A 16442-nucleotide genomic window follows, 5' to 3' on the forward strand; every position below is an offset into this window, starting at 1 on the left:
CTTCATTCCATTGAGCAGCCCTCTAACTGATTTGAACCATACTTGTTTCCAATCAATTCCTTTACGATTTTTCCAACCTCTTTTTATTGCTTGCCTTAGACTACTCTTTCCTGCTAATAACCTTTGATAGCTTCTTAAAAAATACGGCTGGAAGAGTTTGAATAGGTAATAACCTGCTACCCCTAGAAAAAGGAAGGTATTGAGCCAACTGGCTCGAATCAGTTGGATAAGGGTATAAAATACTACTTCAAATAACTCAAACAAACGACTACCCCCTTACACCTTCCAAGAACCATTCCATTTTTCGAGTATAGAAGCTCGAAAAGAGAAATATGTGAAACTGTAGCCTTGGAGAGGCTTTCTCATAACGGTTAAAGTAATTTTCTAACCATTTCTCCCCATCCAACTGAAGAACATTCAATCGACTAGATCGACTTTGTTCTAAGTAATTGGTCACCTGAAGAGATTCTGCAATCAATTCATCAGACAGATAATTGTATTTTTGTCTTGCCATTGTTGCACTCCTTTCTTATTATTTCTTAATTCCCCTCTATTCTAAGGGATAATATCAAATTCTTTGTTAAAGGGACAAAAGATATTGTTATATCATAAGTTATATAACTTTTTGTACAACAAAAAAAGCACACAAGTGTTCTTGTATGCTTTCAATCCCTTTAGAATGGGGATTCTACATCCATTGGTTCAGGATAAGATGGAGGAATAGAACTTGGTATCGGCTGAGAAAAGCCCTGTTGTTCCTGCTTACGTCGGTTAGATGCTTCCCTATTTTCAAGGAAAGTAATTCCTCCTTGTTGATTTGGGGAAATAAACTGATACGTCCGACGCTGACCTTGTTCATCATCATAAGGTCGTTGGATAATTTCTCCTTTTAAGAGGATTGGAGAGCCTTTAGATAGGCTCTGAGCCATCAATTCCGCTTGTTTTCCGTATACTTGTACATGGAAGAAACTAGGGATTGGTTTATTTGTATCATCAGTCATACTCGAATCACAAACAAACTCAAATTTGAAACTGGCATGACCATTTTGAGTTTGATCTACTGCATCGCTTGGGATGAATGCAACACGTCCAGTAGCAATAAATACTTGCATTTTTTCTCCTTTCAATAAAGACCACAAGAGAGTTATACCCCAGCTTGTGGTCATCCTTTCGTTTCGTTTTAGTTCGTCAATTTAGTTTTCTTTCGACTTACGAAGACCTACAAGACTCAACAATCCCAAAATCATTCCTACAACTGGAAGCATGCTTTCTGATGTTCCAGTGTTTGGAAGTGATGGCTGCGGTTGTGGCTTGTGTGGTTCTTTAGGCTCTGGTTTTGGAGGTTCTGGCGTTGTGGTTGTCACTTTAGCCGTCATCTCTTGTAAATTGACTGTATTGATAAAGGTATTCTCAACCTTACCAGCTGAGATTCGTTCGACTTCTAGATAGAAGTCTGCATCGAACGTGCCTTTTACACCTAATGAGTTTAAGAAGTCCTGGTTAATAACATACGACCATTTGCCTTCCTTTTCGTTCCATTTAACGGTCACAATTTTCTTAAGGAAGTTAGGATCCGTATCTTGGTTCACTTCAAACAAGAAGGCATAAGTTGTACCTTTAGCGAGATGATCACCAGCTTTGACTACTTTACCATCCTTCAGAACAACGTCATAAGGAAGAACCAAGTCTTTCTCAGCTGTGTACTCTGTCCCTTTGAAAATCCCTGACCACTTACCTGTGAATCGATCATGAACCACATCCAACTGGTCACTACCATCATATTGGAAGAGGCTATCGTGTTTAGTAGGCACGGTTACACCGTCAAGTAGATAGCGGATGTATTGGCCAATCTGTACTTCTTGACCATCCAAAACTTTTTTATTATCCTTTTGATCCAGGGCATGTTTCTCTGGACTCACATCAGGAACTTGAATAGTCACCAAGTTAGAAATATAGCTATTTCCAAAGTCGATTTGTTTAAGATCGTTTTCGACTTTCTCCCCTGCTTTAACCAGGAGCTTAGCTGGGAGATCAATCGTCACGTTTTTATTTGGTTTCACGTAGTTTTGATAGAAACTCTTGGAATCTTTTGCTATCCAAAGATAAAACTCACCTTTAGGATTCAAGTTCAATTCCTTTAGAATCTTATTGATAGCATCTGTACGTCCTTTGTCTGAAAGCACGTGATACATGTCAAACATGTTTTTCACGTCTTTACCTGCAGCAGTCATCTTGATCTTGCTGTGGTCAACTGTGAAGGCTTTGTCTTGAACATCATCCAGGATTCCAAACTTCTTACCAAGTGCTTGCGCTGAAGCAAGAGTTTTGGTATATGGGCTGTAATCTGTCATCAAGCGGAAGGTCACGTTGCGATCAAATGTTGTCGCACCATTGATATCCTTACCAGCACGATCTAGAACCGCTTTAACTGGTTTTGGTGGTTTCGGTGTGTAGTTCGTAACAGTGTTTGAGTACACCTCGTAGTTATTCACTAACACTTTATAGGTGTTATCATAGAAACCTTTATCATAGATTGGCTTCCAAGTAATCACAGGAGCTTCTAAGCGTTTCCCTTCGTAAATTGCAGTAAAGGTGTAAGTATTCTTTCCTGCATCGTAAGCAATGCCCCATCCTACTTTCTCTGCAGCTGCCTTTGTAACAGCTACATCAGGAACTGCTCCAGCTTCGAGTGGATCAATGATGGTAATCTTGTCCCCTTTTTTAAGGTTCGCATAGATATTTTCATGGGTCAATGTATAGGTCTGAGTAGCGTTTTTAGCTACTGTTTGCCCATCTGTGTTAGTCTTGTCTGTATCTGCTACAGATTTGCTGACAACTGGCTTATACTGCAATTTATAGCCGTGATAGCTTGCAGACAATTTCTGATTTTTAGTTTCAGAAACGGTTCTAAGCGCCAAAGTTGGTTTGGCTGGATTTTTCGCATTGACCAGGTTAGCATCGATTGGTTTCGTTTTGACAGGTTTCACGGTTGTTTTTGTGATAGTTGCAGTAGCTGGAACTTCAACAACTGGAGTTACAACCTTCGTATTCAAAGCGAACCAATAGGTTTGGCCATTTGGACTTTCTGGTCCATCCCATTGAATAAATTCGGTTGTGAAGGCTGTCCCTTCCTTAAAGACACCAAGAGCAGCACCCTTGTATTGGTAAGGTGAGTCAGATGTATCCCAAAGATGCCCTACATCTTCTTGGCGGTTGTACTCTTCAGCGTAAACATAACCGTAATCTTTGTTTTCTGTAACAGTGGATCCGTTAATTTCAACATGAGTTCCGTTAATGGCTTTCGCACCTTCCCAACCAATACGATTGTGATTGAGTGAGGAATAGGTTAGGGTTGCAGGAGTCTTTTCACTTGCTTGGAAGGCTACTTCTTTCCCATCCACATTGTAGTAGTAGGTATCCGTAACCAAGAAATTCATGTAGTCTGCTGCTCCACCAGCTCCATCATTACGAGCTACTACAAAGCCCTCAGTCGGGTCATTTAGAACATATACATCATTTAGGCCCGTTTTACCTTGATTAAGAATCTCGAATTTTCGATGGATACGAGAAATATCATGCTTTTTACCATCTGCAGTTGAAACAGTCAAACCTTTCAGATTAGTGTAGTCAACTTCTGTTTTCCATCCAGTGCCAACATCCTTGTATTTCAAGACTTTAGTCGAGTCAAGAACACGAGTATAGCCTGATGTTCCATTTGATGAAGCGATGTAATCTTTAGTAGTTACCTGCGCTCCTGGAGCAGAGGACTCTACTGTTGCTTCAGGATTTGCTGTCGCAACGCTAAGGGCTTGCAAGACTACTTCTTTTGTGTAGCCTTCCGTGCTTGTCTTAGCTCGAAGCTCATCGTACTTCTTCTGCCAGTCCGCTTGAGCCTGCTTAGCTTGATCATAAGCTGCTTGGTTTTGTTTCCCAATTTGCTTCGCTTCATCAGCTGAAGAAACTTCCTGTGTTTTAGAGGTTAAAAGTACACCAGAGTTTTTTAGTTCAGTTGATTTGCGATCAGCATCCTGATTGACTTCTTGACTAGCAGTTTGGCTTTCTGAGTAGGCAGCAAGAAGAGCCTTGTTGAGCTCAACTTTTCCTTTTGCGGTCGCAATAGCTTGTTCATTTTGCTTTTGTAGCGCTTCTACTTCTGCGACTGAAGAGACTGTACGTGTAACAACTTTAACGTCAACCTTTTCTTTCTTCAGCTGTTCAAATGCGCTTTCTACCGCTTTGTTTAGAGCAGTAGCTTGTTTGACAGTAGCTTCGTACTTCCCTTTTTCTTCCAGGTAGGTTGAGACAGCTTGTTGGTTCTCTGACAAGACCTGTTTAGCTGTTTGAGTAGCTTTCTTGTTTTGGTCTGCTGTCCCATCTGTGGCAGTCGAACCGTCATTCGTCACTGTGACAGTTGTTGCCCCTTCATGCTTGGCTTTTTCATCAGCTACAAATTGATTGTTAGCGTGAATAGCTTCCTGTGCTTCCTTGAAAGCTTCGTTGTTTTGAACTTGTTTTGTAGTTGTGGCTTCAAGTTCCTGAACTTGTTTATCCTGATCTTGTTTAATCTCAGACTTAGACTGTTCAAGTTTTGGAGCAGTGGTATCTGTCCCCTTATCAATGCTTGGTGTTTCAGATACAACTACTCCAGCTTTTTTAGCCTTGTCAGCTGCCTTTGTGACTGCGCCATTATCAATCGCTACAGACTGGCTTCCTGTTGTTTTACCAGCTTGTGTAGCGTATGCGTTGTTGTCGTTTTTGCTTTCAGGCTGTACTGCTTCATCCGCCAATACAGAACCTGCAGAGAAGGCTACAATACCTGCAACTGCAATTCCTGATACTAAGCCTTTAGCCCATTTTTTCTTACGGAAATATCCGTGTCCTTGTGTTTTTTCTGTCATTTAATTGTTTCCCTTTCCATTTCACCTTAAAACATTTTCTTCTTGTAGACGTAGCTGACTGCTGTCAACAACATAGCCCCAATAGCACCCAGAATGCTTTCTGCAGCCCCAGTGTTTGGAAGTGTTTTGAGTTTGCCTTCTGAATCAGTAACAGAGATAGTCTTATCTTCATTGACAGTACCTCCGACCTCTTCAGGAGCCACTACAGAACCATCTGAAAGGACTACGTTTCCGTTTTGGGTGCTAACAATAGACGCACCAGTATTTGTTTCAACGGGCTCTTTGGTTACATCATGGACAACCTGTCCAGTCGATGTAGATGTTGTTCCAATTTGAGATTTCCCTTGCTCATTTGCCTCATCTGTTGTTTTTGGCTTTTCAGCTGGGACACCGTCAAGACTTTCAGCGTTATCTTTGCCTTGTGGCTTATCTGAAGGTGCTGACTGATCTGGTGTTGCTGGTTTATCATTTGGTACACCGTCGAGGTTCTCAGCGTTGTCCTTGCCTTGTGGCTTGTCTGAAGGTGCTGGTTGGTCTGGTGTTACTGGCTTATCATTTGGTACACCGTCAAGATTCTCAGCGTTGTCCTTGCCTTGTGGCTTGTCTGAAGGTGTTGTTGGGTCAACTGGAGTAACTGAAGGCTCTGTTGGCTGAACTGCTGGAGCCTCTGTTGAAGCGCTAGGTGCTGTTGGCGTAACTACTTCTGTTGTTGGAGCAGAAGAATCAATGGGTGCAAGTTCGTCTGCTGATACATAACCAGCTTGTGCTAGTGCGATTGTTGATAGTGCTAGTGTAGCTAATACTTGTTTTTTGTTCATGATTTTTCCTTTTCTTTATTTATTTTTCGGGTTATAACCTTTTCCAGTTAAACGAAGTTCCATTCCTGATGGTGTCTTAACTTTTCGAGCTATAACTTGAGCATCTCTCTTAATAGTGCGAATTTGATCATAAACCTTTTTATAAGGCAAATGAAATTCAACATCCCTTAAAAGACCGTCTACGTATCCTCTAGCCCGTTTGACTGCATAGTCTGGCTTCAGAATAAGGTCTGTGCCGTCCTCTAAGCGAGCTGTCGCACCTCCTTGTTTTCCTAAGTTTTTTAAGTCCTTTAGGCGGACTGTTATTTCATCTGTCATAGATTTCTCCTTGAAGTTGAAAGGCGAAAATTACGCTGTGCTGTGTAAAAACGTATTTTTACATCGGTATTTCATACGCTGGGTTTATAGTCTAGGAACCCTTACTCCTTCAGCTTATGACCATTGTCATGCTTTTTCGTTCTGTGGCTGGACTAGATATCCTTTTCTAGTTTGCTACTCGCCCCCGTTTCTTTTTTATCCATAGCCACGCTGCATCAGGGCAAGCCTTGTATTCAGTTTTCAAAGGTCTATAGTTTAATGACTTTTCGGTCAATATAAATCTATCTGTACTAGGTTTGGTCCGATTCTGATCCTAACAGGTAGTCAATAGTTACCTCAAAGTATTCTGCTACTTTTTTAGCATTTTCAAGACTTATCTGACTATATCCTGTTTCCCAGTTCGATATGGTGTTACGAAATACTCCTATCTGATCAGCTAAGGCTTGCTGAGACAGTCTAGACTGCTTTCGTAATTCTTTAATACGATTTTGTGTTTGTTTCCTCACATCTACTTGTCTCCTTCATCGTTTGGACTTGATAGTATTTCATCATCCAGCAAAGAAGCATTATCCACTTCCTTTATAACTTTGCCAATAGTACAACCAAAGAGCAATAATAAACCGATGACGAATATAATCATTAACCCTAGCTTAAACATTACTATCCTCCTGATATTGTTCTTTATTTTGTCCGATAAGTTATCTTCTTCACCCATCGAGGATTGATAGCAAACGGCGGAGTCGCTGATGGAAAATTCATACTCGCTCCTGTTCCAAATGAACTTGATACCAATTTTTCTAGTTCCTCTAAGTTGGAAGTGACGGAAATACTGTCTACCGTTTTATCAAAATACTCTACAATCATTTCAATCTCTTGAACTGGTTGGGAAGGTGTAGCTTTCATAGCTTGCCCTCTGTACATTCTCTCTTGGTTATTAAACAATCCCATTAAATCAATCCTCTTTCTATTGCCATGATAAGAAAATTTGTCTGAGTTTCTCATCTCTTTCTTTTTTCGGTAAATCAAAAACAGCTTTAGGAATCATGTAGATTTTCTCCTTCGGGCTACGACCGATCGTTAGCACTTTACCATCAATTGGTCTAAATTCATCTTTTAACATGTTTCAACTCCTTTAGACAATTCTGATAAATAGCTATTGAGTTTCGTCTCCGACAGTTTATCTGGATAATAGTATGCAATCAGACTAGGGCACTCATCAGGGAATTTTCTAGCGTGCTCACTTTGTCCCGATAGCTCCAGGAAACCATTTTCTTTTTCGATAAGCAGTGCCATTTTCCAGAAGCGAATCATCATTTTGTAGAAGTAGGCTGGGACATTCTGGATTGATTTTCCTTCAGCCTCTCCTGTTTTAATTTTGAAAATCAATTTATCAAGCTCACGTTCAAGATCTTGCAGCCAAACCTCTCCATAAATTTCCTGATCAGCTAAGAGGTTGTTGTAATTCTTCTCAACTTGACGTTTCGATTGATAGATTTTATTTTCAAGAATTTTTGCATCTTTTCCAAACAAACTGAGTTTCTGAACTAGAGTAGGAGAAAGGAAACCATGTTGCCCCATTCTAAACGCTTCAGAGATTGATAAATCAGATAAAGATGACTCGCAATCGTATCGATTAGTATCGTTAGATAATTCAGTCTCGTTATTCTCAGTATCATTAGCGTGTCGTTTCGAAATTTTTTGACATGTCGTTCTAACATTTCCTTGATTTTTTTGGAAGTGTCGTTTTGACATTTCCGCCGTTGCCGATGGGTTGGAGTGAATTTCTTCAGCAGGGAGAACTTGATAGTCAATATTGCCCAAGTACAGTAGATTAGGCTTATTCAAACCTTGTCGAACCTCTTCTAAGAGGCCATATTCCTGGAGCTCTTTTTTTAGTTTAATAACTTTTTTATTACCATAGCCTAAAATTTCTTGAAGTTCAGTAATTGTATAAATCAGATAGACATCTCCATTTTTATCAATCCAGTTATTTCTAAGAGATAGTTCAAAACGGTCTTTCAAGATAGCGTATGTGAATTTAGCATCTGTACTCATCGGTTTATAAAGTGGTGATTCAACAAATATTTTTGGTATTCTATAAAATCTTTCACTTGATTGAACTTGTCTTGCAGAAATTCGCTTCATACTAAACACCTACTTTCAACAAAAACTGACCAGTGTCAGAAAACTGAAACAAACCAAGTTCCTCTAGCTCTTTCAAAATTAAATGTGCTCTCGTTCTTGTCATATTTTGTGACTTCATAATTTCTTTCAATACTAGGTCACGTGATTGTTGCGCTTGTCTTGTCATTGGGTTATCCTTTCTTATCACCAGCTAATGGCGATTTATTCACAGCTATATCATAATGTATAATGAGAAATTCTATTTTAAAGGGACAATCAATAAATTATCGAACTATTTCCTTTATCTGTTTGATAATATCTCTTTCCTTTTTATCAAGTTCTATGTATTCCTGTAGGAGTTTTGACTTTTTTTCACTGATAAAAGAAAGTTCTTTAACTAACTCTATCGATATTGTTGCGTTTGGTTTATTAGCCGTAAAGTTCTCTTCATAACCGAGAAGATATGGGATAGACACCCCGAAGTATTCTGATAGAATTTGCGCATTTTTAGCATTTGGACTTCTACTCCCTTGATTGTAATTTCCGAGAGTAGAGTAGCCTATACCTGTAGCCTCACTTATTTCTTTAAGAGATAATTTACTGTTTTTAACAAGTGTTTGAAATGGAGTCATATTTTTGCTTCCATCAATACAAGAATCATCATCAAGCCCTAGTAAGTAAGGAATAGATACTCCAAAATATTCTGCTAGAATTTTTGCATTTTCTTTTTTGGGGCGTCTAAGTTGCCTTTTGTACGCTGATAAAGTTTCATAATTTATATTTATCTCCTGACTTATTTGTTTCAAGCTCTTATCACTGCTATTAATTAATTCTCCAATTCGATTTGGAGTTTTTTCAAATGGATCTAACTTACTCAACTTCATCTTTCTGCTTCCATCAGTACCAGAATCATCATCTAGGCCTAGTAAATATGAAAGTGTTACTCCAAAATATTCTGATAAAATCTGAGCATTTTCTAAACTAAGATTTGTTTTTCCATTTTCGTATTTTCCGTACTGAGACTGGTTAGTATTCAAAACTTTTGCCAAGTCAGCTTGAGTCAGTTCTTTTTCTCTTCTTAGTTTTTTAAGCCTATTAGACATCTGGATTCCTCATTCTGTAGTATTTATTGAATAACCTCCAAGCTTTAAACGGGTTTTGTCTAGAATGATTTTCAAAAAATACGACATGATAACAACCTTTATTCAAGACTTTCTCAAGATCATTTTTCGATACAGATAAACCGAAATCTTCACGATCACTAAGACTAAGTAAAAAATACTTTCCCCATCGTTTTTTTACTGGGACACTCCTAAACATCAGTTCATTAAGTTCTAATGACTCTTTTGAATAATCAAAGCTATAAATATAGCATGCCACCAATACTTTCTTGCTAAACATTCCTTATTTCCTTTCTACACATATCCCATCAATTCTGGATTATCTGACATTTTTTCTCCTTTCTTTAATTTTTGCAACGAAAAAAGAGAGCGATTTCTCGCTCTCTCAAGATATATGATATTTAATTTTTCATTTTCCCAAAACTCTAGACACTTACCGGAGACTTTTTTTATTTAACGTAAACAACTCCAAGTTTACCAAAGGCCACTTCTCCACGGATAATCAGGGTTTTACTAGTTGGTGCTAGAGGAGCGTCCGCCTTAGCTGCACCAAAGGAGGTTTCTACTTTCAAATCGACACGCCAGTGTTGTGGAACATAGACGGTTGCATTACCAAAAGCCACTTCGATATTCAGAGTAGCAAAATCACCTAACATCTCTGCGTTATCATAGTAGATTTTAGCATCCCCAAAAGCCACTTCCACTTGGTCATCTACAAGATCTTGATCTTGTTTATAGAAGGTTCCACTGCCAAAAGCGACTTCCTTATCTGTGACGACTGTTCGCTCACTGTTGTACCACCATTTTTTGCCGTACCAAAACTTACTTGAATGCGTCAGATAGCCAACTCCTAGCACTGCTAAGATACTAGCCCAAAACAAAGACTGGTTTGGAATAGGAAAAATGTTATAAAAATGATTCGCAATCATTAAGGCTACTAGAGCGGTAAAAACTGCTGATGTTAGATGACGACGAAGCAAAGCTTCAACTGATTGGTAAGCAAAAAAGGCGATACCAATCAAAGGCCATATTTTACCATCCAAAGAAGGAATTCCAAAATTCCCTTGCAGCAAGATCCAAGCTGCTAAAACCAATAAAACAATACCAAATGCTTTCTTTTTCATGTTTTTTACCTCATGTTTCTTAGATTTTCTTTTAGGAGGGATTGGTAATGTCGTGAGACATGAACCTCCTTGTGCGTCTGATAAAAGGAAATGGTGCCCGTTCCTGAAAAGGACTTGTCCACTGAGTAAATCTGACGGATGTTTGCTATAGTCGACTTGGATACTCGGCTAAAATAGCGGGGCAGGATAGACTCTAACTCATAAAGCTTGAGTCGAACCTCGTAGGCTTCTTTCTGGGTGTGGGCGTAAATCTTGCTACCTTCTGTCTCAAAAAAGAGAATTTCTGCCAAGTCTAAGTAGTACTCACCCGTCCCCTTATAAAAGATCAACCTAGGAGCCTTGGTTTCTTGCAAGTGTCGTTGCAAGTCCGCAATTTCATCTGTCAAAGTGGGGGTATTGATGACAATTTCAGTCTCCTCTAAATTGCCATCAATCTCAATTCGTAACTTCATCACATCTCCTTTCTGACTCTACTATATCAAAGCTAAGTTAGGAATACAAGGGCAAAAAAGCAAGTGGTCAATTTGAAGCAGTAAGTGGTTGTAGGACTAGCTTAACTTACATGTCAAAATAAGAAGAAAAGGAATCCCCACACCAGACCACAAGCATAGCCAACCAAGACATCCTTGGGATAATGAACACCACCTAAAACCCTCACCAAGCCCAGAAAAGCTGAAAAGAGCAAGCATGCTAAGCCAACAGGTAGACTAGCATGCAGACAGGCCATGGAGATGATAGTTGCCGAAAAGACATGGCGACTAGGCATAGACTGTCCCGAACTATCCTTGTCAAGCAAGGGGTCAATGTCCCAAGTTTCGTAGGGGCGTGGGTGATTGATTTTCTTACGAAACAGGGACAAGATCACAAAACCTGTAGCGGGGACAAGCAAATAGACCCCGACTTGCTGACCAAGTCCTAGCTGCAGGTAAGTAGTGACTAGCAAGGTCAGATAGACCAGGGGCATAGCTACTGTCATCAACCGATTGAAACTAAGCAATAGAAATAAAAGGGTGGGATGGCTAGTTAGTTTGGAGCTAAGGTTGCTATACCATTCTTGATAATTTTTCATGTATACTTCTCATTATCGTTTTATTTTTACCTCTAGGTGAGGCGCTTGTCTTCTAGTATAGTGCAGAAAAAGAAGGCCGTCAAGCCTTCTTTTGATTTATTCTTCTGCTTCGTCTTCTGTAAATTGACTATTGTACAAGTCAGCGTAGAAGCCAGCTTGGGCCATCAGATCATCATGATTCCCTTGCTCGATGATATTGCCATCTTTCATGACCAAGATCAAGTCTGCATTTCGAATGGTTGACAAGCGGTGGGCAATAACAAAGGAAGTTCGACCCTCCATCAAACGGTCCATGGCTTTTTGGATCAATTCCTCTGTCCGTGTATCAACAGAAGAAGTCGCCTCATCCAAAATCAAGAGTGGCGCGTCCTTGAGCAAGGCACGAGCGATGGTCAAGAGCTGTTTCTGTCCAACAGACAAGGTCACTGTATCATCCAAAACAGTATCGTAACCATCTGGCAAGGTCATGATAAAGTGGTGGATTCCCACAGCCTTGCTGGCTTCCATCATTCGTTCATCACTGATGTCTGTCTGATTGTAGATGAGATTTTCTCGAATGGTTCCTTCAAAGAGCCAAGTATCTTGCAAGACCATTGAAAAGGCATCATGTACTTCTGAGCGCTTCATGTCCTTGGTATCCACACCATCGATACGGATACTTCCCTTATCAATTTCATAGAACTTCATCAAAAAATTGACAATGGTTGTCTTACCAGCCCCAGTCGGCCCAACAATGGCAACCTTTTGACCAGCATGAGCTGTCGCAGAGAAGTCATGGATGATGGTGCGTTCTGGTGTATAGCCAAATGACACCTGATCAAAGACCACTTCACCTTTCATGTTGGTTAATTGTCTTTCCTTATGAGATTCATCTGCCATTTCCTCTTCATCTAGAAATTCGAAGACACGTCCCATAGCTGCACTAGCCTGTTGAAGACTGGTAATTCCTTGGGCAATTTGAGAAAGGGGTTGAGAAAAGATACGCACGTAAGCCATAAAGGCAACGATAATCCCGATACTGATGTGCCCATTCAATGCCAAGGCTGCACCAACGATAATCACTAAGACGTAGCTAAAGTTTCCAATGAATATCATGATTGGCATCATAATTCCTGAAATAAACTGAGATTTCCAAATACTGTCATATAGGCGATGATTTAATTTCGCAAATTCTTCTTTAGTGCTCTCGATAGCATTGTAACTGGTCACCACATTATGGCCAGAGTACATTTCCTCCACATAGCCATTGACGGCTGCCAAATCCTGTTGCTGACTCTTAAAAAAGCCCTGTGACTTGCCCATAAAGACGGTCACGAAAACGAAACCGATAAGAGTTGAAACAACGGTTACCAGTGCCAAAATCCAGTTCATGCCAAACATGGTAATCAAAACAGCAATCAACAAGAAACTAGCTGAAAGAACTGTCCCTAGACTTTGGTTAAGAGACTGAGCTGCTGTATCCACATCATTGGTCACGCGCGAAAGGGTATCCCCTTGAGAATGACGGTCAAAATAGCCTAGAGGCAAGCGATTGATTTTTTCAGCGATAGCCTTCCGCAAACGTTGTGAAAAATGTTGGATACTCGTTGAAAAGATATAGGCTTGTGTATAGTTAAGGATAATACCAAGCACATAAAGGATAACCAAAAAGCTAGCAATGCTTGATACAGCCTCTAGGTCAATCTCTGTCATCAAGCCATCTGAAATCAAGTTAGTAATTTCTTTAATCTTAGTTGGCCCATAAACGGTAATGATACTTGAAATGACTGCAGCCACAACTGCTATTAGGAGAGGGAGTTGGAGGCCTGCCATATAAGGTTTGCACTGTTTCCAGACCGAAACTTTTTTATTTTCCATGTTCCAATTCCTCCTTCGATAGTTGTGAGTAGGCAATTTCTTGGTAGACTTCGTTGGTTGCAAGAAGTCCCTTGTGGGTGCCTTGTCCCACGACTTTACCTTGATCCAAAACTAAGATCAAGTCTGCATCCATAATGGTAGAAATGCGCTGCGCTACGATGAGCTTGGTCATGGATTTTGTTTTCTCAGCTAGTTCTTGGCGAAGGACACGATCTGTCTTGTAGTCCAAGGCTGAGAAAGAGTCATCAAAGATGAGAATCTCTGGTTTACGAGCCAAGGCACGCGCAATGGCCAAACGCTGTCTTTGACCTCCTGAGAAGTTGGTTCCACCTTGGGCTACTTCTGATGCCAGGCCTGCTTCCTTATCCTCGATAAAGTTCTTAGATTGAGCCAATTCCAAGGCTTGCCACATAGCAGCTTCGCTTAGAGGACTTTCTTGACTCTTACCAAAGTCCAAGTTCCCCTTGACATCTCCAGAAAAGAGTACAGCTTTTTGTGGAATATAGCCGACCTTATTGCGCAAATCTTCCAAGTCGTAATCTTGCACATTGACACCGTCGACTAAGATTTGACCAGCTGAGACATCATAAAAACGAGGCAAGAGATTAACAAGTGTCGATTTCCCTGAACCAGTTGAACCAATAAAAGCAATGGTTTGCCCTGCTTCGGCTTTGAAAGTAACATGTTCCACAACTGCTTCTGAGTTTTGAGAGTAACGGAAGGTTACATCACGGAATTCCACTTGTCCTTTCACAGAAGGGTTTGCCGTCTGTGGGTGACTAGGATTTTCAATAGAAGAATGCAGATCCAATACTTGATTGATACGCCCAGCAGAAACCAAGGTACGAGGAAGGACGATAAAGAGAGCACCCATGAGCAAGAAGCCCATTACGACTTGCATGGCATAGGACATGAAGACCACCATATCGCTAAAAAGGGGCAGACGTTCTGTCAAGCTAGCATCGTTGATGATATAGGCTCCAATCCAGTAAATAGCTAAACTCAAGCCACTAGAAATCCCCATCATAATGGGATTCATAATGGCCATCAAACGGTTGACAAAGAGATTGAGTCGAGTCACCTCATCATTGGCCTCTTCGAATTTCTTGTCTTGATAATCTTCGGCGTTATAAGCACGCACCACTCGAATCCCTGTCAGACTTTCACGGGTGATGCTATTGAGTTTATCTGTCAATTTTTGAATGACAGATTGTTTTGGAAAGGCAAGAGTCATGAGAACAGTGGTCATCAAGACGTTGACAATGACTGCAACCACTACTGCCCAGAGCCAGTATTCAGACTTGCCAAGGATTTTTCCAATGGCCCAGATAGCCATAATCGGACCACGAGTAACCACTTGCAAGCCCATGGTAAAGAGCATCTGTACCTGGGTAATATCATTGGTTGTTCGAGTCAAGAGACTAGGAATAGAGAAACGTTTAATTTCTGTCTGCGAAAAATCTAAAACACGATGAAATACATCTCTACGTAGATGAGCCGTATAGGATGCTGCAACACGAGCCGCAAAAAATCCCACTGTTACGGATGTTAGAAAGGCCAAAAGTGACAAGCCCATCATCTTAAGGGCTGGTGACCAAAGCTCTCCCAACTCCGTACCTGGTGTTCCAAGTAATGCTGTAATTTCTGAAATATAAGTCGGCACTTCTAACTCGAGATAGACCGAGAAACAGGTAAAGAGAACAGTCAGGAGAATCATGCCCCATTCTTTTCCTGTAATACGTTTAGCGAGTTTCTTCATTCTCTCCTCCTATTTTTTCTACATTTGCTTGCAGTTTATCAAGGACTTCTTCAAAGATTGCGAGATTCTCTTCAGAAATGCCTTCAAGTAAACTACGGTCAATTCGATCAAAGAATGATTTGATTTGATTTATTTGAGAGCGTGATTTTTCGGTCAAATGAACAAATTTCGCCCGTTTATCACTTGGACTCGTCTCCAACTCCACCAAACCATTTTGTACCATACGCTTGACCAAATTACTAGCAACAGATTTGGTAATATTGAGTTCCTGCTCGATATCCTTAATCAGGACCAGTTCCTCTTTTTGTTCACAATGATCTAAAAAACGCAGAACCTGCCCTTGCGGTCCACCCATAAATTCAATACCACATCGCTTGGCTTCCTTTTGCACCATGAGGTGAACCTGATGCCCAAAACGTTTAAAGACCAAAATCGGTTTATCCATATCTGCTTCCTCCCAAATAAAAAATAGTTCTCAAGAGAACTATTTTATCATTTTCAGAAAAGATGTCAAGAAAAAAGTTTCTATGAGAACTATCTTGGTCAGAATTGACATTAGCAGCTATTTTCTCTATAATAGGCACTAACTACTGTGGATTGATATCCATTCACTCGATGAAGGGAGAAAACGTTCAAATGAAACCAGAAGAACAAAAAGTTTTAGGGATTTTGGCAACCATTTTTGGAGCCATCGCACTTTTAGGATCCTGGATCCCGTTTATTAACTATCCATCGTTGTTCATCGGCATCGTCGCTTTAATCCTAGGGATTATAGGCCTTATCGTTAACCTCAAAAAACGAAAAACAATGACCATTATCGGAACAGCTCTATCAATTGCTTCTATTGTCCTTTTCTTTACAACCCAGATACTGTACGCTAATGTCTACAATGATTTTGTCAGGGAATTTAACCGCTCCTACAGAGAGGCCAGTGCCTCAATGGAACGCGAAGAAGAAAGTGACTTGACAGATGATAGCAGTGATTTCATCCCTGAAGAGGAGGAAGAGGATTCCTTCACTTGGACCCAAAAAGAGTTTGACGACTTAATCGAAGGTGACCTTGACAACAAAGGAAAAGGTGGCACCAACTACAAGGATATTATCAAAAAACACGGACTGCCAGACTCCGAGTTTGACTCCACTATTGGGGGTTACAATACGAGAAAAGTCACCTATATCTCCATTGGTGACAAAATTAAGACGGTTACCCTAACTTTTGCAAAAGATGACAATGGGCGACTCTTGCTCGTCCAAAAACATGCAGTCGGTCTAGGTCTAGGAAAAAGCAAGCAACAAAACGATTCTGAAACCAGAGTCTAAGCTCCAATATAAAAAGCGAACAGCTAGTAGGTCT

The 16442-nt window shown here is 40.4% G+C and carries 20 protein-coding genes and 1 pseudogene; 1 reads left to right on the forward strand and 20 read right to left on the reverse strand.

Going from position 1 to position 16442, the window contains the following annotated elements; all coding sequences use genetic code 11:
- The 20 genes and pseudogenes from SORDD24_RS11605 to SORDD24_RS03025 form a co-directional block, all read right to left on the reverse strand.
- On the reverse strand, window positions 1–264 hold a 264-nt coding region (locus tag SORDD24_RS11605), incomplete at its 3' end, for a hypothetical protein (protein WP_231082669.1).
- Between the two features lie 4 nt (window positions 265–268).
- The gene (locus SORDD24_RS02940; protein WP_000113750.1) at window positions 269–514 is read right to left on the reverse strand and encodes a hypothetical protein; all 246 of its coding nucleotides are present in this window, start codon (window positions 512–514) and stop codon (window positions 269–271) included.
- 160 nt (window positions 515–674) lie between these two features.
- Window positions 675–1112, reverse strand: a complete 438-nt coding sequence (locus SORDD24_RS02945) for a single-stranded DNA-binding protein (RefSeq protein ID WP_061407264.1) — start codon at window positions 1110–1112, stop codon at window positions 675–677.
- Window positions 1113–1193: 81 nt separating this feature from the next.
- Window positions 1194–4898, reverse strand: coding sequence for an SspB-related isopeptide-forming adhesin (locus SORDD24_RS02950; protein WP_061407266.1), 3705 nt, complete (start codon window positions 4896–4898; stop codon window positions 1194–1196).
- 26 nt (window positions 4899–4924) lie between these two features.
- Window positions 4925–5716 carry an LPXTG cell wall anchor domain-containing protein gene (locus SORDD24_RS02955; protein WP_061407268.1) on the reverse strand — a complete coding sequence of 264 codons (792 nt, stop codon included), beginning with the start codon at window positions 5714–5716 and terminating at the stop codon, window positions 4925–4927.
- A gap of 15 nt (window positions 5717–5731) precedes the next feature.
- Window positions 5732–6034, reverse strand: a complete 303-nt coding sequence (locus SORDD24_RS02960) for a hypothetical protein (protein WP_061407271.1) — start codon at window positions 6032–6034, stop codon at window positions 5732–5734.
- 290 nt (window positions 6035–6324) lie between these two features.
- Complete coding sequence (locus SORDD24_RS02965; RefSeq protein WP_061407274.1) at window positions 6325–6540, reverse strand: helix-turn-helix transcriptional regulator; 216 nt, start codon at window positions 6538–6540, stop codon at window positions 6325–6327.
- Between the two features lie 2 nt (window positions 6541–6542).
- Entirely contained in the window at window positions 6543–6692 is a 150-nt protein-coding gene (locus SORDD24_RS11265; protein WP_000475372.1) for a hypothetical protein, read from the reverse strand.
- 23 nt (window positions 6693–6715) lie between these two features.
- Window positions 6716–6982, reverse strand: coding sequence for a hypothetical protein (locus SORDD24_RS02970; protein WP_000522443.1), 267 nt, complete (start codon window positions 6980–6982; stop codon window positions 6716–6718).
- Window positions 6983–6998: 16 nt separating this feature from the next.
- Complete coding sequence (locus tag SORDD24_RS11270; RefSeq protein ID WP_000910108.1) at window positions 6999–7154, reverse strand: hypothetical protein; 156 nt, start codon at window positions 7152–7154, stop codon at window positions 6999–7001.
- On the reverse strand, window positions 7148–8179 hold the full coding sequence (locus SORDD24_RS02975) for a replication initiator protein A (RefSeq protein ID WP_061407277.1): 1032 nt from the start codon (window positions 8177–8179) through the stop codon (window positions 7148–7150). The genes SORDD24_RS11270 and SORDD24_RS02975 overlap by 7 nt, the downstream gene beginning before the upstream one ends.
- Window positions 8180–8442: 263 nt before the next feature.
- Window positions 8443–9042 carry a helix-turn-helix domain-containing protein gene (locus SORDD24_RS10760; RefSeq protein ID WP_081103507.1) on the reverse strand — a complete coding sequence of 200 codons (600 nt, stop codon included), beginning with the start codon at window positions 9040–9042 and terminating at the stop codon, window positions 8443–8445.
- An 84-nt stretch (window positions 9043–9126) separates the two neighbouring features.
- A pseudogene (locus SORDD24_RS11610) lies at window positions 9127–9261 on the reverse strand (helix-turn-helix transcriptional regulator); the annotation flags it as partial.
- A complete protein-coding gene (locus SORDD24_RS11275) occupies window positions 9254–9559 on the reverse strand; it encodes a hypothetical protein (protein ID WP_061407281.1) in 306 nt (101 codons plus the stop codon). The gene SORDD24_RS11275 and the pseudogene SORDD24_RS11610, both read right to left, overlap by 8 nt.
- Window positions 9560–9728: 169 nt before the next feature.
- On the reverse strand, window positions 9729–10403 hold the full coding sequence (locus SORDD24_RS03000) for a LiaF transmembrane domain-containing protein (protein WP_061407284.1): 675 nt from the start codon (window positions 10401–10403) through the stop codon (window positions 9729–9731).
- Window positions 10404–10408: 5 nt separating this feature from the next.
- On the reverse strand, window positions 10409–10855 hold the full coding sequence (locus SORDD24_RS03005) for a LytTR family DNA-binding domain-containing protein (protein ID WP_061407287.1): 447 nt from the start codon (window positions 10853–10855) through the stop codon (window positions 10409–10411).
- Between the two features lie 113 nt (window positions 10856–10968).
- Complete coding sequence (locus tag SORDD24_RS03010; protein ID WP_061407290.1) at window positions 10969–11472, reverse strand: phosphatase PAP2 family protein; 504 nt, start codon at window positions 11470–11472, stop codon at window positions 10969–10971.
- A gap of 96 nt (window positions 11473–11568) precedes the next feature.
- A complete protein-coding gene (locus tag SORDD24_RS03015; protein ID WP_061407293.1) occupies window positions 11569–13329 on the reverse strand; it encodes an ABC transporter ATP-binding protein in 1761 nt (586 codons plus the stop codon).
- Window positions 13319–15088, reverse strand: a complete 1770-nt coding sequence (locus tag SORDD24_RS03020; RefSeq protein ID WP_061407296.1) for an ABC transporter ATP-binding protein — start codon at window positions 15086–15088, stop codon at window positions 13319–13321. Before SORDD24_RS03020 ends, SORDD24_RS03015 begins: the two co-directional genes overlap by 11 nt.
- A complete protein-coding gene (locus SORDD24_RS03025; protein ID WP_061407299.1) occupies window positions 15072–15533 on the reverse strand; it encodes a MarR family winged helix-turn-helix transcriptional regulator in 462 nt (153 codons plus the stop codon). The genes SORDD24_RS03020 and SORDD24_RS03025 overlap by 17 nt, the downstream gene beginning before the upstream one ends.
- A 170-nt stretch (window positions 15534–15703) precedes the next feature.
- Here SORDD24_RS03025 and SORDD24_RS03030 point away from each other — a divergent pair, with 170 nt between their 5' ends.
- A complete protein-coding gene (locus SORDD24_RS03030; RefSeq protein ID WP_061407302.1) occupies window positions 15704–16408 on the forward strand; it encodes a CD20-like domain-containing protein in 705 nt (234 codons plus the stop codon).
- Window positions 16409–16442: the final 34 nt, after the last annotated feature.

Origin of the sequence: Streptococcus oralis (assembly GCF_001579175.1) — a bacterium.
GTDB lineage: Bacteria > Bacillota > Bacilli > Lactobacillales > Streptococcaceae > Streptococcus > Streptococcus oralis_O.